The organism is Staphylococcus sp. GDX8P80P (assembly GCF_017893095.1).
GTDB lineage: Bacteria > Bacillota > Bacilli > Staphylococcales > Staphylococcaceae > Staphylococcus > Staphylococcus borealis.
In genome coordinates this window covers 1-20,905 of the sequence record NZ_JAESMI010000016.1, presented here as the reverse complement: position 1 = coordinate 20,905, position 20,905 = coordinate 1, and the positions used below count along the sequence as shown (strand labels likewise).

The window sequence follows — 20,905 nt, the reverse complement described above, 5'->3', positions numbered from 1 at the left end:
TATTAATGGCACTTAATATAAGGAAAAGTAGTAGCTCAACGAGCTGAAAATAATCAAAAAATTTATAAAAAAACAATTTCTATATTATTTCAATAGAAATTGTCTTTTATTCACTTATCCAAGAACTTTATGTCCCGGACTCTTTAAATGTGAATCAAACTTCTGATAATCATGGTTTTATGTTAATTTAATTGATAAAACATCATCACCATATTTTTCCAATACTAAAGATTCATAGAAATGATTATTTCTAAATTTTTTGTGTGAGGTATACACAGTCTATTTATTTTATTAGTAAATTATTTTCTGACTTTGCAACAGAACCGTCATGCGCATATTCACACCACATAAACCCAAAATCATGTCTCACTTTTCGGTGCAGTATCACAATTTTAAACTTCAAAAAATGCGTTTCTATCAGAAGTCAAATGTGACTTTGATGAAACGTGTTCTTTATTTATAACATCTTCTAAACACTTATATTTCTTAAGAATTAGACATTCGTGTTAGTACTTCTTTAATTTTTGGACTGTGCGCTAACGCATATTCAAGGTCAACAGGTTCACGTTGTAGTAGCTGCGTCAATTGCTCGGTTCCTTCATTATTATTTCTTCCGCTAGCAACTAATCTACCTAATGTTTCTAAATGAACTGCAGTATGTGCATTTCTGCTTTGATGTACCTCACTAATATAATGTTTGGACCATGATTCTAAATCGATTGACTCATAAGTTACATCGTGGTTAAGTACAGTACTGTATGCCTCTGCTATATCGTCTCCACCGATTAATTTCGGACCGTTTATAGTATAAGATTGATTCACATGCTCTTCAGGTGCTTCTAATATATTCGCAATAACCTCCGCAACATCATAGCCTGCAATTGGTGCGAATTTTTGATTATTAAAAGGTAATCTAAGTTTTCCAGTTTCCAATACTTCTTTAAGTGGTAACCATGTCAGAATAGGATTTTCTATAAAAATAGCTGCATGTACATTAATCACTGGGAGATCTGACCAATTTAAAGCCTGTTCTGTAACCCAATGTGCTCTTTCTTGCGGTGACCAATCTTTCACAAAGCCACCTAACCATGCTTGACGTTCTTTTTCAGGAAGTGCCATTTTATTAAAATTCATATATGTCATTTCGTATTGAGAAATGTTTACAAATGCTTTTATATTCCCATTTTGCTTGCATGCTGATGACATAATTATTGCAGCATCTGAATAATAAGGGGATAAACTCATACTAAAATATACTCTTGACACCCCTTTAAGTGCATGCACTACATCAGATAAATTCAGCAGATCTCCTTCAAAAACCTCTGCACCTAATTTTTTAATATCATCGATACGCGCATTACCACTATGCATGAATGCACGTACACGAAATCCTTTATTTAATAATTTTTCAATCACAATATTGCTTAATGATCCAACTTCTCCACCAGCACCTGTAACTAAAATAAGTTCTTCTTTATTCATTTTAATCTCTCCTTATTTTTTATATCAATAAACGTTTGAAATAAAAGTGCTTTTTAGAACGATTGGTCAAAAAACGAAGTAAATTTCAACCTTTCATTACAAAAGATTTCTAGTTTTATTATCATATTTTTATTTTTTTAACAAATGTATTTTCAAAATGTATATTATTAGCGTGCTAAACTTCGCAATGTTTCATCGACAATATTTTCGAGGCGATGCATATCGCTTGTTGTTTGAACTAACACTCTTAGTCCTGTCCAAGCATTCATTAGGTACTGTGCTAGAATACGAGCATCTTTTTCTTCAGAAAGTTCACCAGACTTTTGCCCCCTTATTATAATATCAAAAAATATGTCTTCTATTTTTTGGATATTACGTTCAGACATTGTTCTTAATTCTGAATCATGGTTTGAAAGTTCAGTCGCAACTTTTATAAATAAGCACCCCTTTTTAAATTCTTCCTTTTTAATCACCAATAAAAATATATTTTTAAGTTGTGCCTGCGCTGAATCTGACCGATGTATTTCATAACTTAAATAATCATTCATCTTTTGTTGATATCGCTGAACGGAGGCTACAAGTAGTTGATGTTTGCCACCGAATGTATCATACATACTTTTTCGATGAATGCCTAGCTCATCTAATAGTGTTTGTATTGAAGTTTTTTCATAACCATATTTCCAAAATACATTCATTGCTTTTAACAATGTTGATTCAACATCAAAATCTTTATTTCTAGTCATCTGCTTTTACTCCTAATCCATACATTTATTGATAAAAGTATCATAACTTTTTTAGAACGATTGGTCAAATAATAAAATCTTTATTATTTTTAACTTATTTAAGAAAAGTTGGAAAGGGAGTGGGACAGAATTCTTGTTAAATTCGTCGTCCACTCCCAGCTTGCTTTGCTTGTAGAATTTCTTAGTGAAATTCTCTTTGTTGGGGCCCCGCCCGCAAGGATGACTAAACTGAGAAATGCTTGATTTAAGCGATTTCTCAGTTCAGTCAGCTACTGCGAATTTGCAAAATAACATTACTATATTATTTATGTTCTAGGCTCGTTTAAATCATTATTGAGGTCTTGGATTGCGTTTCATCTTCACATATTGAGAGATACTGTATAGTATGATTCCGAACCAAATAAGTGCGAATGTAACTAATTGTTGTGCGTCAAAATGTTCTTTAAAGACAAAGATACCTAAGAAGAACATGATTGTTGGTCCAACGTATTGAATAAATCCTGTTAGAGATAAAGGAATTCGTTTAGCACCTGCTGAGAATAAAATCAATGGAATGGCTGTTACTGCCCCTGAGAATAGTAGCCAGAAGGTATCCATGTTCATACCGACTGATGACGTTCCTGTCTTCCATAAATAAATCATATAAATTAATCCCGCTGGCGCTGTGACGATACATTCAATCGCAATACTGCTGATGGCTTCGATTTTAACAATCTTCTTCAACAAGCCATAAATGCCGAATGAGAAAGCAAGCATTAATGAGATAACTGGAAATTCTCCAACGCGTATCGTCATATAGAGTACTCCGATTGCCGCAAATACGATGGCTAAAGATTCAAATTTATTAAATCTTTCTTTTAGGAAAATAAACGCCAATAATATACTGACTAATGGATTAATGTAATAACCTAAACTAGATTGAAGTACGTGTCCATTAGATACAGCCCAAATGAACGTTCCCCAGTTCACCGTAATCACATAACCGGCAATAATGATGACGATAAGTTCAATTGGATGTGAGAATAAATGTTGTAAATCACGCTTGAATGTTTGTGATTTCTTTAAAACGACGATCATTAGAATCATAAAGATCATGGATAATACAATGCGATAAGCTAGGATTTCAAATGCACTAACGCCACCAATTAATTTCCAATAAATTGGCAAGATACCCCATAGTACATATGCCCCTAACGCATATAGAATCCCTTTTTTAAATTCAGTATTGGAATTCATCCAAACCCTCCTATTGGTATAACCCTGGAAATATGTATTTAGTAATACAACTATGTTACCAATAGTTAAGAAAGTTAGATATATAAACTGCTCAAAATCTCTTAAATTCCCAGTAAATCAGATTGAATTAACCCGAATTTAGACATCCGTCCCTCTAACATCACACAACCCGAAGTCTTCCTTTCAATATAAAAAGAACCAGCGCCATGAAAGTCACTGGTCCTACCATAAAGCGTAGTATTCTATTATCCTCCAAAGAATAAATCGACAATATCACTCGTTCTATTTTTATCAGTTTTATAAAATTCTGTATATCCACAATTTTTGCATGTGGTTGTTTTAAAGGTGTTATGTTGCACATCAAACATTTTAGAAAGCCCTGAACCTGTTGCCGATAATGTACCTTCTTCCACTTCCGTATGTCCACATTTCACACAGCCGTTTCCTGTGTTTCCAGTCATACACAACACTCCTCAAAATAACAGTTTACTTTTCAATACCCTCATGTAAATAAATAATTTATGTTCATTATAATTTTTTCATCGTTAGACCTTTATAACGTATAAGTTAAAGGTGTTATGTTGCTATACCAAATTGTTTTTCAAGAGAATGTTTGTCATCAAATGATAATACATTTACACCATAGCTATTTAATATTTCATAAGCTTTAGAACTAATATCTTTTTTATTTTCGGTTATTAAATTAAGCTTAGCATTAGTATCATAGTGCTTACTTCTATACTCTGAGACATCTTCCCAATCAAACAGGATATTTTTTGCACTATTAGTATTAATATTTTTTAATGTCTGAACGTATTGTATTGTTTCCCCCGGAAATACGGCCACAAAGCTGTGTATTAATTTAGATTTACCCTCTACTTTAAATTCAGGGAATATATTAGGAAATAGTCTTTTATTTGCTAAGAAATAGTCAATTACTTCTTCTTTAAATAGTGATTTAACAGTATCTTTTTTTAAAATTGCTAAATTACTTATATCTGAAATTGCTTGGATGAAATCATGTAATGATTGAGACAATTGCTTTTTGTTAGTTTTTACATATTTTTTTTTATCTTCAATTAATAGATCGTAATCATTCAAAATGTTAGATAAAATATGATATTTTTTTGATTGCTTATTTTGTAATAAATCTATGCCAAATTCTTTTAAATTCCAAAGCGTTTCGCCATAATCTGTAACATAATATTCTTCCCCTTGCTTCTGAATATTTACTGAAATAGAATCACCAAAATAATCAATTACTGGAGAGTGAAATTCAATGCTTTTATTTTGCAATGAGATAAAATTATTTTCATTTTTTAAGTATTCATAATAATCATTACTAATTGTCTTAATATCTTCATTGCACATGTTATCATCCCTCCTTATCAAATATGTATTCATCAATGATGATTTTATCATCGTACCTTGTATTTGTATATTTCAACATTGTATATAATTGTTGAACAAAATCTAATGTATCTTCGAATAACTTATATGGCAGTGGATAAGCTATCATATAAGTATATCCATCACCTTTTTTCTCAAATTCTTTTTCTGAATATATGTTTATTCGGTTCCCAAACGCCCGTTTATTATTAGCATTCTTATGAAAATTATTATTTAAATTCAATCTAATTAAAGATAAATTATGTATTGTTTCTCTATAGTTAATTGTTATTTTTCCTGGTCTTATAAAATAACTTAATATGAATTTTACGCTTCCATCATTAGAAATAATTTCAATTTCTCCGTTTCCCACCTCTTCTTACTTAATTTTATTAACTTAATAACATCGTTGTCCGTAAGTTTTAGCTTCATTATTATTTCTCCTTAAATCATTTATAAGGTATTTTATTTTGTCAGTTATGAAACTTTTATTTCTTAAATACTTAGTCAATTGAAACTTCTTTACATCAAATTAATTATACTATCTCTAAATGAAATTAAACACTAAAAATGTCATTTTATACCATTAAATAATTATGTACTAACTATCATTAAAACTACGAAGAAATAATTAAATAACTAATTATAATTGATCTGTAATTAGAAACTTTAATAATATATCCACGACCTTGCCACACTGTTGTCACAATTACTGTGACAAAGTGGCATTTTCTTTGTGTTGAAGACGCTTTCTTAAGCCCTTACAATTGAAGTATCAAATCAGAAAAAAAAAAGGGGTGTAGTTATGGCTCAAACAGAGACACAAGAGAAAAAAGGTCTCGGCCGTAAAGTTCAAGCGTTTGGTTCATTCCTTAGTAGTATGATTATGCCAAACATCGGTGCGTTTATCGCATGGGGCTTTATTGCTGCGATTTTCATTGATAATGGTTGGTATCCTAACAAAGAATTATCTCAATTAGCAGGACCAATGATCACGTACCTAATTCCATTACTTATCGCATTTAGTGGTGGTCGTTTAATTCACGACTTACGTGGTGGTATCGTTGCAGCGACAGCAACTATGGGGGTTATTGTTGCATTACCAGATACACCAATGTTACTTGGTGCAATGATTATGGGACCACTTGTTGGTTGGTTAATGAAGAAAGTTGACCAATTCTTACAACCTAGAACACCACAAGGCTTTGAAATGTTATTCAATAACTTCTCAGCAGGTATTCTAGCATTCATTATGACAATCCTTGGCTTCAAACTATTGGCGCCAATTATGCAATTCATCATGCACATCTTATCAGTAGCAGTTGAATTCTTAGTACACTTACACTTATTACCAATTGTAAGTATCATCGTAGAACCAGCTAAAATTTTATTCCTTAACAACGCAATTAACCATGGTGTATTCACACCACTTGGTACTGACCAAGCCGCAAGTGCAGGTCAATCTATTCTATTCGCGATCGAATCAAACCCTGGACCAGGTATCGGTATCTTATTAGCGTACATGATCTTCGGTAAAGGGACAGCTAAAGCAACTTCATATGGTGCAGGAATCATCCACTTCTTCGGTGGTATTCATGAAATTTACTTCCCATATGTATTAATGCGTCCATTATTATTCATCGCTGTTATTTTAGGTGGTATGACTGGCGTAGCAACTTACCAAGCAACTGGTTTCGGATTCAAGAGTCCAGCTTCACCAGGTTCATTCATCGTGTATTGCTTAAATGCACCTAAAGGCGAGTTCTTACACATGGTATTAGGCGTATTCTTAGCAGCACTTGTTTCATTCGTAGTTGCCGCATTAATTATGAAATTTACTAAAGAACCTAAACAAGATTTAGAAGCAGCAACAGCAAAAATGGAATCTACTAAAGGTAAAAAATCTAGCGTGTCATCTAAATTAACTGGTGCCACTACTGGTACTGGTGCAGCTGGCGTAGCAGCAAACAAAGCTGAAGGTGACAATCATACAGAAGCTTCATCAGAAGAAGACGAAGAAGACTTACTTGATAACTACAACACTGAAGACGTAGACGCGCATGACTATAGCAATGTTGACCATGTTATTTTCGCATGTGATGCGGGTATGGGTTCTAGTGCAATGGGTGCAAGTATGTTACGTAATAAATTTAAAAAAGCAGGCATTTCAGACGTTAACGTTACAAATACTGCAATTAACCAATTACCAAATAATGCACAACTTGTTATTACACAAAAAACATTAACAGACCGTGCAATCAAACAAGTTCCAAACGCAATTCATATCTCAGTGGATAACTTCTTAAATTCTCCACGTTATGAAGAATTATTAAACAACTTGAAGAAAGATCAAGACAAAGCATAATTAAATAGTTTAGGAGTCAAACATAGCGCGATTGCTTCCTATGTTCAGACTTCCTTCAAAGGGGGGACACACCATGTTAATGAGTACACGTGAAAAGGAAATCATTGAACTGCTAATTAAGTATTACGGTCAATACGTCACGATTTATGAAATTGCTCAACAACTTGGCGTGTCCTCTCGTACAATTCATCGTGAGTTAAAAGGCATTGAAACCTACCTTCAAGGATTCAATATGACACTTGAACGTGCAAATAAAAAAGGCATTAAGTTGTCTTGTAACGATGACCAAATTCAACTTTTAAAACAAGAAATGGCCCAACACGATACGATTGACTTGTCTGTTGAAGAACAAAAAGCGATTATCTTATACGCACTGATTCAATCCAAGCATGCGGTGAAGCAATATAGCTTGGCGCAAGAAATTGGCGTATCTGTTCAATCATTAACCAAATTACTTGATGACCTAGAGAAAGATCTCGCAAGCTATCAACTTAACCTTTATCGCAAACGTGGTGAAGGGGTATATCTTGATGGTCCTGAATCGAAGAAACGTGAGTTCTTAAGTCAATTGATGGTAAATAACTTAAATAGTACAAGTGTTTACTCTGTTATCGAGAATCACTTTGTCTATCAATCGATTAATCAGTCTCAACAAGCGTTAGTCGATTTGGATAGTATCTTTAAGATTGAACGTATCTTAATGGATTACTTAGGCCAATTGCCGTACACCTTAACGGAGTCGAGCTACCTTACCTTAACCGTCCATATTGTATTGAGTATTGCGCGCATTCAAAATGGAGAGTATGTATCCATAAATGAAGATATTCATCATTCTGTTAAAGACACATTTGAACATCAAATTGCCACAGAAATTGCGAAACGTATAGAGACACTATACGATATCGACTTTAACCAAGCGGAAGTTACTTTTATAACAATTCATTTACGTGGTGCAAACCGTCGAACAACCTCCAAGATGTTTGAGAATAATGAATTTGACGACCGTAAAATACAAGCATTTGTAAATCGTGTTGAACGTCTATCAGGCCAAACATTTGAAGACTATGCGACACTTGTTCATGGCTTATCATTGCACATCAATCCAGCGATTAATCGTTTGGAAGCCAATATTGAGACATACAATCCACTCACTGAGATGATTAAGTACAAGTACCCTCGTCTCTTCGACATCGTGCATAAAGCGATTGATCAGACGTGGCCGGAGTTAGTCTTCCCGGATAGCGAGATTGCCTTTATTGTCTTGCATTTTGGTGGCTCCTTAAAAAGTCAGTCGAGCCAACTGCTACATGTTTTAGTTGTCTGCAGTAGTGGTATTGGAACAAGTCGATTATTAGCAACACGACTACAACAATCGTTTAATGAAATAGAGAAGATTACGCAAGCGTCCGTCAGTGATTTGAAACGATTAAATCTTGAAGATTACGATGGTATTATTTCAACTGTTAAATTGGATATTTCAGCACCATTTATTACGGTTAACCCGCTACTACCAGAAGCTGACGTGACCTATGTGGCATCATTCTTAAAGACAACTGAGCATAAAGCAAAACAACAAGAAATACGCGAAGTAAAACATTCGATTCAAGATCCTGATCAAGTGGTCAGGAACATCGAACAAGGCTTAGCATTGTTGAACTCTATGCAATTTGAATATAAAAATGTAACTATTTGGAATCACTATTTAGCTGACTATCTTGAGGACAATGGCGTGATTGCGCCGAATAGTCAGACGTCATTCGCTGAGCTGTTGCAGGATAAATTGAATCAGAATCCTGGTTGGATATTGCAACCCTACCCTGTTGCTATTCCACATATGAAGGATGATTTGATTTTACGTCCGTTGATTCTTATCACGATATTGAATCAAGAGATGGACATGCAAAGTACTCAAAATGACCTTTTCAAAATTAAATATATGGTTAGCCTATTCATCCCAAATAATGATGAAATGGCACAACTTGTCGGGGAACTATCTGCTGAATTGGGGCATCATCTCGAGCAAATTGATGACTTCATGCAAGACCCTGAAGCTATGAAACACATATTGAGAGATAGCTTTTTAAAACGAATTCAAAACCAATTAACTTAGGAGTGTATAAAATGACTGAATTATTTAGTAATGACAATATCTTTTTAAACGTATCTGTAGGAAGCCAAGACGAAGCCATCGAAAAAGCAGGTCGTGCGTTAGTAGATAGCGGTTCTGTAAACGAAGCGTATATCCAAGCAATGAAAGAACGTGAACAACTTGTTTCTACATTCATGGGTAACGGATTAGCAATTCCTCACGGTACTGATGAAGCTAAAGGTGATGTATTAGCATCTGGTTTAACATTACTTCAAATTCCTGAAGGTGTAGATTGGAACGGCGAAACAGTGAAAGTTGTCGTTGGTATCGCTGGTAAAGATGGCGAACACTTAGACTTATTATCTAAAATCGCAATTACATTCAGTGAAGAAGAAAATGTTGAACGTATCGTCAATGCTAAATCTGCGGAAGAAATCAAACAAGTCTTCGAGGAGGCTGATGCATAATGAAAGCTGTACATTTCGGAGCTGGTAATATTGGTCGTGGATTCATCGGCTATATTCTTTCAGATAACAATATTGATGTCACATTTGCAGACGTTAACGAAGACATTATCACTGCATTAGATAAAGAAGGCGCATATAACGTTATTCTTGCTAATGAAGAGAAAACAACAACACGCGTGACTGGTGTTAGTGCAATTAACAGTGGTCAACCTTCAGACGAGTTGAAACAAGCGATTCTTGAAGCAGATATCATTACAACTGCGGTTGGTGTGAACATTCTTCCTATTATTGCGAAATCATTCGCACCAGTGTTAAAAGAAAAAGAAAATCACGTCAACATCGTGGCATGTGAAAATGCAATTATGGCGACTGATACGCTTAAAGAAGCAATCTTAGATATCACTGGTCCATTAGGCGATAACATTCACTTCGCAAACTCTGCGGTTGACCGTATTGTCCCGCTTCAAAAGAATGACAATATTTTAGACGTTATGGTTGAGCCTTTCTTTGAATGGGTTGTCGAAAAAGACGCTTGGTACGGTGAAGAATTAGAACATATTAAATATGTTGATGATTTAACACCTTATATCGAACGTAAATTATTAACTGTTAATACAGGTCATGCCTTATTAGCATATGCTGGTCGTTTCTATGGTAGAGATACTGTCTTAGATGCGGTTAAAGATGATGCTATCGTTGCAGATTTACGTCAAGTATTAGGTGAAACAAGCGAGTATATCGTAGATAACTTCAGCTTCACTAAAGATGAACAAGCGGCTTATGTTGAGAAAATTATTGGTCGTTTCGAAAATCCATACCTTTCTGACGAAGTAACACGTGTAGGTCGTGGCACAATCCGTAAAATCGGTCCTAAAGATCGTATTATCAAACCTTTATCTTATCTATATGAAAATAACTTACGTCGCAAAGGCTTATTAAAAGCAGCAGCGTTATTATTGAAATATGATGATATGAACGATAAAGAAACAGTTGAAATGCGTGAATATATTGATGCACATGGTGTAAAAGCATTCTTATTAGAATATGCGAAAATCAATGACCGTTTAGCAGATGAAATTGTAGCTGTGTACGAAGAACTATAATGCGTTAAATACTCTAACAATTGAATGCGTGCAGGTTACACAATACTACGTATTGTTGTTGCTCGCTTGCTCTAGGCATTGCTGGGAGCGAAACAGAATTCTAGTGTTTAAGAATTCATTTTTTCGCCCCCACAAAGTTGATTAGGGAGTGGGACAGAATTCTTTTAAATTCGTCGTCCCACTCCCAATCAACCACTGTGAAGCCAATCTGTTAATAATTGAAAAGAGTTAAATCACTTTATAAGCCTTTTTCAAAGTCTTGTAGGCTGTGATTTAACTCTTTTTTTACTTAGGTTTTGTCTCAGTGCTAATGCTATGCCTAGTAGCGTCTCGCAGTCTATACTTCGTATTTTAGCAAGTAAAATTTATTATCCTAGCCATCTACAATAGTTTAGTTGAATCTATATTCTTAATTAATAATCATTCAAAGTCTCATAACTTAAAGTTATGAATACATAAATAAGTGGTATGAATACTTTCACATTTTAAAGGAATAGTTAAATAAAGGGTGTTCATGAATATATCTTGGAGGGATTATTAATGGGAAAATTAGATGGTAAAGTCGCATTTATTACAGGTGCAGGTTCTGGTATGGGTAAAGCACAGGCCATTCTTTATGCATCAGAAGGTGCTAAAGTTATCATCGCTGATATCAATGAAGAAACTGTGAACCAAACAGCTAGTGACATTAAAGCGCATGGTGGCGAAGCACTGCCAGTTACGATCGATGTATCTAATAAAGAAAGTGTTGACCACGCTGTTAAACAAGGTGTTGAAGCATTTGATACGATTAATATCTTAAATAATACAGCTGGTATTCTAGATGATTATAAACCAACGCTAGAAACGTCAGAGGAATTATGGGATAGAATTATTAATATCAATTTAAAAGGTACGTATCTTGTAACGAATGCAGTGTTGCCACATATGATCGACAATGGCAAAGGTACTGTTATTAATATTGCTTCTATCGGTGCATTTGTAGCTGGCGGTGGCGGTGCAGCTTATACTTCAGCGAAACATGGTATTGCAGGGTATACAAAACAATTATCATTTGATTATGGCCTTAAAGGTATTAAAGCAAACGCCATTGCACCTGGTGCCGTTGATACTGGCATGACACATGCGATGTTTGAAGAAGGTTCTGCAGATGTTATGGAAAAAACAAATTCTGTACCTGCTGGTCGTTATGGTCAACCAGAGGAAATTGCACAATTGTCACTCTTCCTAGCAAGTGATGATTCTGATTTCATCCACGATTCAATTATTCCAATCGATGGTGGTTGGTTAGTCGATTAATGATGCATTCATATTTCAATGATGCATCACTAATAAAAGCGTTGAGTCACTATTAATGAAGTGATTCAACGCTTTTTATCAATCATTTAAGAATGATGTTTTCGCTCTTTTCGGTTCGTATAATAAGCATGACCAAAGAATGCGATATTGATTCCAATAAGTAATACGATATACAGTACAAGTGATATCGTTAGAAATTGCTCATTAGAATGATGATGTGCTTTAAAAATCTGGCCGATTAAATTAGGTAAGCACACGATAAAGATGACAAGTGCAAATAACTTTTGTTTCACAATGAAACATAGCAACATGACAATTGCTAATAATATGAGTCCAGTAACGATACTTTGCGTTTGATTAAGGCTCACAAGTGTATAGATTGGATATTTTTCAGCAATATACGTACTTACAATCATTAGTGTAAAAAGAACCATACCGCCTATAAACACATAGACATAGACACGTTTAGCATCGCCATATTTTACAATTGCTTTTCTTATTAAGAACCACGGCACAATCATCGCTAATACGAAGATAAAAATTATATTTAAAATATAGCCCACCGTGAGTGTAAAGGTCGTTTCAAAGAAATCTGGTATCGTAAATACCGCAATCATAAAGCATACGAAGTACGTTAAATACTTAGGTAACCCTTTAGTGAAGCTCATTTCTTTAGAGAAGTTATCCGCATAGTCTTTCACAGGCGTATTCAGAATATCGCTCACATCGCCACCATTCGCTTCTGCCATTTCAAAGTGATCTTGTAATTCATCACCAATGGCATGGACTTCATCCTCATCCTTACCTCTAAACATTAATTCTGCCTTTAGCTTTAATATATAGTCTTCCTGTGCTTTAGTCATCATATTCATCACTCCCGAATAAATTATTCATTCCTGAGTTGAGATAACGCCATTTCTCCTTAAATCGTTTCAATTCTTCTTGGCCGCTTTCAGAAATCGTATAATACTTACGTTTAGGGCCACCGTTATCTGATTTACGCGTGGTTGTGTGAACGTAGCCTTTCTTACTTAATCTAAGTAACACTGGATAAATACTACCATCGCTAATTTCAGGAAATTGGTTTTCTTTTAATTTCTCTAAAATTTCATACCCATACGTCTCACCCTTAGCTATAAGTCCTAGAATTGCACCATCTAAAAGCCCCTTCATCATTTGATTAGATACTGACATGTCATCACCTTTTACTAACTATCTTATAATATAAGATAGTGTATTTTAAAAAAGAAGTCAACTATCTTACGATAAAAGATAGTGACTGTTCAATGATCGTTAAATTGCAGTTTATTAAGTTACTTTAATGTGTGTAGTTTACACAATACTGCGTATTTTTAACGAATGAGGTTTATTACTTAAACAATTTAATTTACTTTAACATTTTAATCGCTACGTTAATTAACGAGTTACATAAATAACACATTAAATCCACCAGCAGCTTTGGCGCGCCTGGGGGATCGTTCATACTAGTTACGTAAATATTAAAATTCATTTTGTGTAATTTATAAATAAATCGCTAATGTATTTGACTTGGTTTTTGAAAGATAATGATTGTTCATACTTAATGGTATATTGCTTTTCCAAAAGATGCCTCTGCACTTTCACCAATCACTTCTGATAGTGAAGGATGTGGTTGAATAATGTGCGCAATATCGTTCAACGTACCTCCAGCCACTTTAATGCCTAAGATTTCACTAATTAAATCTGTCGCATGCGGCCCAACGATAAATCCACCTAAAATCTTGCCATCTTGCTTATTCGCTACTATTTTAACAAGTCCTTGTATTTCACCTTTCAAGATTGCTTTAGGATTCTTCTGAAAAGACGAAGTTGTCACTTCAACCTCATAGCCCGCTTCTTGTGCTTGTAATGCTGATAACCCAACAGACGCAGATTCCAATCTTGTATAGATACATCGCGGTATATCTTCTTGATTAATCGCCTCTGGATGTTTGCCTGCAATATGTTCTGCTACATACTTACCATGCGCACTTGCGGTATGTGCTAGTTGATAACCTGGCACCAAATCATCAATCGCATAAACATGCGCATAGCTTGTTTCATAATGTTCATTGACTTGGAGGCACTTCCCATCCTGTTCTAGATTTAACGCCTTAGCCACATGAACATTAGGTTGTCGTCCTGTCGCAAAGAGTAACGTTTCATATGGTATTTCTTTAGGCCCATCTTTGCCATCTATTTCTAAAGTTGTAGCATTCACTTTCGTTGTTTCAGAATTAGTAATAATTTGTACACCTTGTTGTTTCAAATATGAGGATAGATGCGTATGTATCTCCTCAATTTCACTAGATAAAATGTTATCGCCCTTTTCCAAAATCGTAACATCTACACCTAAATCAGCCATTGAAGAGGCGATTTCCGAGGCAATCACACCGCCACCAATTATCACGAGTTGTTTCGGCAATGCATCCATGTTGAAAAATGTGTCAGCTGTTTTAAAGTGTGCTTGATCTAGACCTTCGATTGGTGGTACAAACGGCTTTGTCCCTGTTGCTAAAATAATATCTTTCGCCGTGTAAATGGTCTGATTCACTTGGACTTTCAATCCTTCAAGTACTTCTGCTTCACCTTCAATCATGTCAACATTGTGTTGCTGTAATGCATCTCGAACGTCATCCGTTACGGTCTTAACCACTTGGTCTTTACGTTGCACAAGACCATTTAAATCGATATCTATGTGATTCGTCTTAATTCCCCAATTGTTTGCAGATTGTATGTCTCTCACTTTCGCACCATATTCTAAAAATATCTTTGACGGTATACAACCTACGTTCAGACATACACCACCCACGTGTTGTTTCTCAACAATCGCTACATGCTTTCCTAATTGCGCTGCTCGAATTGCTGCTGCATAACCTCCAGGCCCTGCTCCAATAACGATTAAATCATATGATTTAGACATCATTTGCTACCCCTTTCACCTTTGAAGTTGTCTTTCCATCCCTTAATAATGTTTGCTTTGAACATAATCACCTTAATTTGGTGTAAGCGCTTTACACCCTTTCAATTATATATTAGAGTTATATTTTTATAATTTCAAATAAACGTAAGTGACAGAATTTTTACTTTTTTAAATAAGGGACGTATTTAGAACAAGGCATGAAAATACCCCCAGCATTTTAAATGTGCTGAGGGTAAATATGTCAGATTTAATTAATGACCAGCCATCCAAGGACGAGCTGCATTACTTGGTTTTGGAGTCATTGGTGGAAGTTTATCTTTACTTACTAATCTGGGTTCTTGACCTCTTTCAATACGTTTTTTTAACTTTCCATCCATTTTATACGTTTGAAAACTATTAAAAACACGTGTTCCTTCATTCTCACACGAAGGACAAGTAGCTGTATCATGTTGAATGTTCATTGATTGTCGAAGTGTAAATTCTCCGCATTTTGCGCAATTATAAGTATAATTAGGCATTACTTATCCGGCTCCAAGTTTGGAATAATATCCTCTTTAAAAATTTCTCGAGGAATTGCGATTGTACAACATGCATTGGGAACATCTACAATGCCAGCTACAGTGCCTTGTACAGGAGCTGTACCTAGTAACATGTATGCTTGTTCGCCAGTAAAGCCACGTGTTTTTAAGAATTCAATTGCGTTTAATACAGCATTTCTATATGCCGTATTAGCATCTAAATACGTTTGTTTACCACTAAATTCGTTAACAGAAATACCTTCAAAGACGATGTAATCCGTATAATTAGGCATTACTGGACCTGGTTTAAATGCTGGATTCTTCTTAATATGATATTTTTCCATGCCATTTTTAATAACATTAACTCTAAGTTCAATCCAACCAGGCATTTCAATACCACCGCAGAATGTGATTTCGCCATCACCTTGAGAGAAATGTAAATCTCCTACTGATAATTTTGCGCCATCAACAAAGACTGGGAAGTAAATACGTGAACCTTTAGATAAGTTTTTGATATCACAGTTACCACCATTTTCACGTGGTGGAACCGTACGTGCACCTTCTTTAGCCACTCTGTCGAAATCTTTCCCAGTTAACGTACCAGCAACTACAGCGTCTGTGTCAGGTAAATTAGCTAATACGGGTTCTCGATTTGGGTCAGTATCAACAAGTTCTTTTTCACGGCGATTCCATTCATCTAGCATTTCTTGAGATGGTGCCACACCAATTAAGCCAGGATGAATTAAACCTACAAACTCTACTCCAGGTACATGTCGACTCGTCGCATAAATACCATTGAAATCCCAAATTGATTTTTGCGCATTAGGATAATGATCTACAAGGAAACTTCCACCATTCGTTTTATCAAAGATACCGTTGAATCCCCATTGATGTTCATCAAATACACCAATATCTAGAATATCTACAACAAGTAAATCTCCAGGTTCCACACCGTTAACATGTACTGGTCCACTTAATACATGAACTCGATTTAAATTGACATGTTTAATATCACTCGGATCATCATTATTACTAATTTGACCGTCTGTCCAGTCTAAACATTCCATTCTGAACGATTCTCCAGGATCCACTGAAAAAGCCGCTGGAATATCTGGATGCCAGCGATTGTGACCTGGATGATCTTGTTGGTCCATTGTCTTGTTTAAATCAATACTAAATAACTTTTTAGGCATGAGCCTAACCCCCTTATTTATAAAGTTATAAAAATTGATTATGACTGAATATTCTGTTTCTTGTATCATATCATATAAAATTATAAATAGAGAGTAATAATATACTTTTTGGTAATTTGAACATTTGAAATAAAAATGCCTCTAGCCAAATAGACTAGAGGTTTGAGTTATGGTTGTAATTTCATTATTGCACCAAAGTTCTGTTGTGCGTTAGTGAATGTAATAAATGCAATGAGTTCAACGATTTCTTCTGTTGTCAGATTGTCTTGAAGTACTTTAATAATATTGTCTGGAATGTGATCGCCCATTTTGATAAACACCTCGGTAAATCCTATACAAATGGATGATTTTTCATCTTTTAGACTGCCGGTAGGTTGACCTTTTGCCTTACAGTATTGGCACCCATTCTTCTGGGCTAACATTCTTCGTATTTCTTCTTTCAATGCCTTGCTAAGTGTGCCGTCATTTTCTAGCACATCACTTAGCTGTGACCATGACTGCATGATTTTGTCTTGATGACCTAATAACTTTTGAAATGGTGTCTGACCATTGTTTGATGGGGGTATAATTGACATACATTATCTCCTTTTAAACCAATGCATCTTTTATTTTTTGTAATCCTTTTTTCATAACTTCACGTGGAATGGCAATATTGATTCTAATGTGACCTTCCGCGTTATGCACGAATTGTTCTTGTCCTTCAATGATCACGCCTGCGTGTTTGATAAAGTATTTCGCGATGGGTTCGTTGATTTCTTTTTCTTTGATGTAATAGCTTAAATCTACCCATGCGAGGTACGTGGCTTCTGGTATTTTAAATTCTGCATGAGGGATTTCTTGTTCTAAGAAGTTTGCCAAATATTTGAAGTTGTCGTCTAAATAATCATTCATAGCGGCTAACCAGTCTTCGCCCTTTTCATAAGCGGCCTGTGTCGCAACGATACTTAATGGATTCTCAGAACTAAAGTGATGTAACTTCCATGTCTTTAATAATCTTCTATTCGGAATAATGATGTTTGAGAACATTAAGCCTGCTATATTAAATGCCTTACTCTGTGACATTGCGGTCACAATCTTATCGTAATTTGGCACTGCTTTAGCAAATGGGATATGGGTTTGACCAGCCCGTTTAATGTCACAATGAATTTCATCTGAAATGATCCATACATCATTATCTGCCATGATTTGACCAAATTGTTTCAATTCATCTTCTGACCATACGCGGCCTGTCGGATTATGTGGGTTCGCAAAAATACACAGTTTTATATTTTCTGTTTCCACTTTTTTGCGTACATCTTCGAAATCAATTTCATAATAACCGTTATGATTAATCATTGGAGAATAAACCGTTTCAATGTGATTTTTATCGCATGCCATTTTAAATGGTCCATAACTTGGTGTTAAAATAAGTGCTTTGTCATCTTCGTCACAAATATAACTTACAAGTTCAATTAACCCAGCAACTATACCATGAGAGAATACAAGGTGGTCTTGTGGGAATGTATAACCAAATCGTCGCTCTGTCCATGAGACAAAGGCATCATAATAATCTGTACCAAATAAGTTAGTGTAACCTAGAATCTTTTTATCTAGTCTATCTTTAATCGCATCTAACACAACGTCGGGTGTCGCGAAATCCATATCAGCGACCCACATACGGATGAGTTCATCATGGTCTTCTAAGTCTGAAGTATCTGCATCTCCAAATAAGTAACCTTTATAACCTTCAACATTCATCGCATTGGTTTCACGGCGATCAATGATTTCATCAAAATTGTACGTCACATGAATGCCTCCTATAATCATTGTTTAATATATTTTATTGTAATACTTCCAAATCATGAATTCACTTTTTAAGATTTTCTCTTCTAAATATAAAAACTGGGAGAAAGTCAACGGGAGTGGGACAGAATTCTTTTTAAATTCGTTGTCTACTCCCAACTTGCTTTGCTTGTAGAATTTCTTAGTGAAATTCTCTTTGTTGGGGCCCCGACTCCCAACTTGCTTTGCTTGTAGAATTTCTTGATGAAATTCTCTTTGTTGGGGCCCCACCCGCAAGGATGGCTAGAACTAAAAAAAGCTTGATTTAAGCGCATTTTCAGTTCAGTCAGCTACTGCGAATTTGCAAAATAGCATCATCATATTATTTATGTCTCTCACCCTATCCTGAAAATTTATGCAAGGCCGTCAATGACATAAGTTACACCTAAAATTGCAAATGTGATCGCAATCATTGTTGAAACAAGTATCATTCCCATCATAGGATTAAATAATAAAATCATTCCTAATAGCAAGCCTAAAATATTAACTACGATAGATAGTCCTTTTAAACGGCTTTGCTTAGAAATCGTAAGTAGACCAATAATTGAACTTACTATAAACCATGCGGCAAACATGAAAATAAAGAATGTTGAACTTGCTCCAACATTAAACATGACGAGCAGTCCAAATATAATATCTATAATCCCTATAACCATAATAAGTCCAGTACCACTACCAGCGAGCGCTCTTGCAGCACGACGGAATAACAACTGAATCACACCGTTAATAAGAATAAATAAACCAATAAGCCAAGTCAGCGTGTAGAAGTTTTTAACAGGATAACTAAAGATGATAACTGCCACAATTAACAGTAATGTCCCCATTATTAAGCTTGACCATTTCAATTTGTTATTATCTTGTGCCATTCTAATTCCTCCTTTCGCTAATAATCATCATTATATTAAGTATATTGAAGTTGCATTTGACGCACAACGAATACATCTTACGTCTTTTTACTTGAAACATGATATCTTTAATACACGACTACTTCGGTTTCCTACTTTTCTGAAAAGGGTAGACTGAAGGTAGTATAAAATGAGGAGGCCTATCAATGAATACAAAAAGAGCATTAGTTGTTGTGACAAGTGTAACGAAATATCCAGATATGAACCGTCCAACTGGTCTATGGTTTGGCGAGGTTGTTCATTTCGCGGATGTCTTATATAAAAATGGTTATAAAGTGCATTACATTAGCCCAGAAGGTGGTTATACAGCCATTGATCCACAAAGTCTACAAGAGGATATGATGACTGATTTAGATTGGAAATACTATCAAAACAAAGACTTTATGACACGTCTTGGCCATACCGTTACACCTGATGCTGTCAAAGCTGAGAATTACGATATTATCTACTTCGCTGGCGGTCACGGTACGATTTGGGATTTCAAAAACAATGAAGATTTACAGAAATTAACACAAGAAATCTATGACAATAACGATGTCGTTTCATCTGTTTGTCATGGCGCAATCGGCCTATTAAATGTTAAAGATGCTGAAGGTAACTATATCATCGATGGCAAAACAGTTACTGGTTTCTCAAATAGTGAAGAACAAGCGGTTGGTTTGGCAGACGTCGTGCCTTATCTTACTGAAGATGAACTGAAACGTCGCGGTGCTAACTATGAGCAAGGCGATAATTGGACTGAATTTGCAGTCGCTGATGGTCGCATCATTACTGGTCAAAATCCACAATCTGGTAAAGCCGTAGCTGAAAAATTCTTAGAATCTCAAAAGTAATATTTTAGACTGCGCGTATAGTTAAAATATAAAAACAAGCCTACATGATTCGGAACAATAACTCATTAGTTCCAATATGTAGGCTTGTTTATTGATTTATATTAATTTACAACATAGTCACTTTCAACATATCAATGACACCACTAGAGGCATCAGGGAAGGCAAAGATCAATTGATTTAAATCTTGTGCTATCATACGTTGATTAATGATAAATACGAGTAAGTTTACTAAATCAGCTGCGTCAATACCATAAATTTCTGCGCCGACCAATTGTTTATTTTCATCTAACACAAATAGAGTCTAGGACATAAATAATATAATGAAGCTATTTAGCAAATTCGCAGTAGCTGACTGAACTGAGAAGGCGCTTAAATCAAGCTTTTTTTAGTTCTAGCCATCCTTGCGGGTGGGGCCCCAACAAAGAGAATTTCACTAAGAAATTCTACAAGCAAAGCAAGCTGGGAGTGGGGCCCCAGCAAAGAGAATTTCATCAAGAAATTCTACAAGCAAAGCAAGCTGG

Annotated in this window: 20 protein-coding genes and 2 pseudogenes; 7 read left to right on the top strand and 15 right to left on the bottom strand. The window is 35.2% G+C overall.

Annotated elements, in window-relative coordinates; all coding sequences use genetic code 11:
• Window positions 1-191 (top strand): annotated as a pseudogene (locus KA858_RS12765) (IS5/IS1182 family transposase); the annotation flags it as partial.
• A 295-nt stretch (window positions 192-486) separates the two neighbouring features.
• Here KA858_RS12765 and KA858_RS01945 read toward each other — a convergent pair.
• From KA858_RS01945 to KA858_RS01920, 6 genes are all read right to left on the bottom strand, one after another.
• On the bottom strand, window positions 487-1,482 hold the full coding sequence (locus KA858_RS01945) for an NmrA family NAD(P)-binding protein (RefSeq protein WP_210134877.1): 996 nt from the start codon (window positions 1,480-1,482) through the stop codon (window positions 487-489).
• A 167-nt stretch (window positions 1,483-1,649) separates the two neighbouring features.
• Window positions 1,650-2,225 carry a TetR/AcrR family transcriptional regulator gene (locus KA858_RS01940; RefSeq protein WP_204193835.1) on the bottom strand — a complete coding sequence of 192 codons (576 nt, stop codon included), beginning with the start codon at window positions 2,223-2,225 and terminating at the stop codon, window positions 1,650-1,652.
• A 330-nt stretch (window positions 2,226-2,555) separates the two neighbouring features.
• The gene (gene rarD, locus KA858_RS01935) at window positions 2,556-3,461 is read right to left on the bottom strand and encodes an EamA family transporter RarD (protein ID WP_107629310.1); all 906 of its coding nucleotides are present in this window, start codon (window positions 3,459-3,461) and stop codon (window positions 2,556-2,558) included.
• Window positions 3,462-3,706: 245 nt separating this feature from the next.
• Entirely contained in the window at window positions 3,707-3,922 is a 216-nt protein-coding gene (locus KA858_RS01930; protein ID WP_210134876.1) for a zinc ribbon domain-containing protein, read from the bottom strand.
• A 115-nt stretch (window positions 3,923-4,037) separates the two neighbouring features.
• Entirely contained in the window at window positions 4,038-4,832 is a 795-nt protein-coding gene (locus KA858_RS01925; protein ID WP_210134875.1) for a DUF1828 domain-containing protein, read from the bottom strand.
• Window positions 4,833-4,836: 4 nt separating this feature from the next.
• Window positions 4,837-5,223: a DUF6978 family protein gene (locus KA858_RS01920; protein ID WP_245342012.1), complete on the bottom strand. Its 387-nt coding sequence runs from the start codon at window positions 5,221-5,223 to the stop codon at window positions 4,837-4,839.
• A 432-nt stretch (window positions 5,224-5,655) separates the two neighbouring features.
• On the opposite strand from KA858_RS01920, the gene KA858_RS01915 reads away from it, so the two are divergent.
• From KA858_RS01915 to KA858_RS01895, 5 genes are all read left to right on the top strand, one after another.
• Complete coding sequence (locus KA858_RS01915; protein WP_210134874.1) at window positions 5,656-7,215, top strand: PTS mannitol transporter subunit IIBC; 1,560 nt, start codon at window positions 5,656-5,658, stop codon at window positions 7,213-7,215.
• A 73-nt stretch (window positions 7,216-7,288) separates the two neighbouring features.
• Complete coding sequence (locus KA858_RS01910; protein WP_210134873.1) at window positions 7,289-9,325, top strand: BglG family transcription antiterminator; 2,037 nt, start codon at window positions 7,289-7,291, stop codon at window positions 9,323-9,325.
• An 11-nt stretch (window positions 9,326-9,336) separates the two neighbouring features.
• A complete protein-coding gene (locus KA858_RS01905) occupies window positions 9,337-9,771 on the top strand; it encodes a PTS mannitol transporter subunit IIA (protein ID WP_210134872.1) in 435 nt (144 codons plus the stop codon).
• Window positions 9,771-10,874, top strand: a complete 1,104-nt coding sequence (locus tag KA858_RS01900; protein ID WP_070854549.1) for a mannitol-1-phosphate 5-dehydrogenase — start codon at window positions 9,771-9,773, stop codon at window positions 10,872-10,874. Before KA858_RS01905 ends, KA858_RS01900 begins: the two co-directional genes overlap by 1 nt.
• A 540-nt stretch (window positions 10,875-11,414) precedes the next feature.
• Entirely contained in the window at window positions 11,415-12,173 is a 759-nt protein-coding gene (locus KA858_RS01895) for an SDR family NAD(P)-dependent oxidoreductase (protein WP_210134871.1), read from the top strand.
• 86 nt (window positions 12,174-12,259) lie between these two features.
• On the opposite strand, the gene KA858_RS01890 is transcribed toward KA858_RS01895, so the two are convergent.
• The 8 genes from KA858_RS01890 to KA858_RS01855 all read right to left on the bottom strand — a co-directional run bounded on the left by KA858_RS01890 (window position 12,260) and on the right by KA858_RS01855 (window position 19,512).
• On the bottom strand, window positions 12,260-13,039 hold the full coding sequence (locus KA858_RS01890; protein WP_210134870.1) for a hypothetical protein: 780 nt from the start codon (window positions 13,037-13,039) through the stop codon (window positions 12,260-12,262).
• Window positions 13,029-13,367, bottom strand: a complete 339-nt coding sequence (locus KA858_RS01885; protein ID WP_210134869.1) for a PadR family transcriptional regulator — start codon at window positions 13,365-13,367, stop codon at window positions 13,029-13,031. The genes KA858_RS01890 and KA858_RS01885 overlap by 11 nt, the downstream gene beginning before the upstream one ends.
• A 385-nt stretch (window positions 13,368-13,752) precedes the next feature.
• The gene (gene lpdA, locus KA858_RS01880; RefSeq protein WP_210134868.1) at window positions 13,753-15,114 is read right to left on the bottom strand and encodes a dihydrolipoyl dehydrogenase; all 1,362 of its coding nucleotides are present in this window, start codon (window positions 15,112-15,114) and stop codon (window positions 13,753-13,755) included.
• Window positions 15,115-15,365: 251 nt separating this feature from the next.
• Window positions 15,366-15,632, bottom strand: coding sequence for an FmdB family zinc ribbon protein (locus KA858_RS01875; protein ID WP_210134867.1), 267 nt, complete (start codon window positions 15,630-15,632; stop codon window positions 15,366-15,368).
• Complete coding sequence (gene fmdA / locus KA858_RS01870) at window positions 15,632-16,825, bottom strand: formamidase (protein WP_210134866.1); 1,194 nt, start codon at window positions 16,823-16,825, stop codon at window positions 15,632-15,634. Before fmdA ends, KA858_RS01875 begins: the two co-directional genes overlap by 1 nt.
• 167 nt (window positions 16,826-16,992) lie before the next feature.
• Window positions 16,993-17,400 (bottom strand): carboxymuconolactone decarboxylase family protein, encoded by a 408-nt coding sequence (locus KA858_RS01865; protein ID WP_210134865.1) that lies wholly within the window; start codon window positions 17,398-17,400, stop codon window positions 16,993-16,995.
• Between the two features lie 13 nt (window positions 17,401-17,413).
• Window positions 17,414-18,610 (bottom strand): 3M3SH-releasing C-S lyase, encoded by a 1,197-nt coding sequence (locus tag KA858_RS01860; protein WP_210134864.1) that lies wholly within the window; start codon window positions 18,608-18,610, stop codon window positions 17,414-17,416.
• Between the two features lie 389 nt (window positions 18,611-18,999).
• Window positions 19,000-19,512, bottom strand: coding sequence for a DUF308 domain-containing protein (locus KA858_RS01855; RefSeq protein ID WP_204193804.1), 513 nt, complete (start codon window positions 19,510-19,512; stop codon window positions 19,000-19,002).
• Window positions 19,513-19,697: 185 nt separating this feature from the next.
• Between KA858_RS01855 and KA858_RS01850 the strand changes: the two genes are divergently transcribed.
• Window positions 19,698-20,384: a type 1 glutamine amidotransferase domain-containing protein gene (locus KA858_RS01850; RefSeq protein ID WP_210134863.1), complete on the top strand. Its 687-nt coding sequence runs from the start codon at window positions 19,698-19,700 to the stop codon at window positions 20,382-20,384.
• 106 nt (window positions 20,385-20,490) lie between these two features.
• Here the strand turns inward: KA858_RS01850 and KA858_RS01845 are convergent.
• Window positions 20,491-20,676, bottom strand: a pseudogene (locus KA858_RS01845) (NAD(P)/FAD-dependent oxidoreductase); the annotation flags it as partial.
• Window positions 20,677-20,905 lie beyond the last annotated feature (229 nt).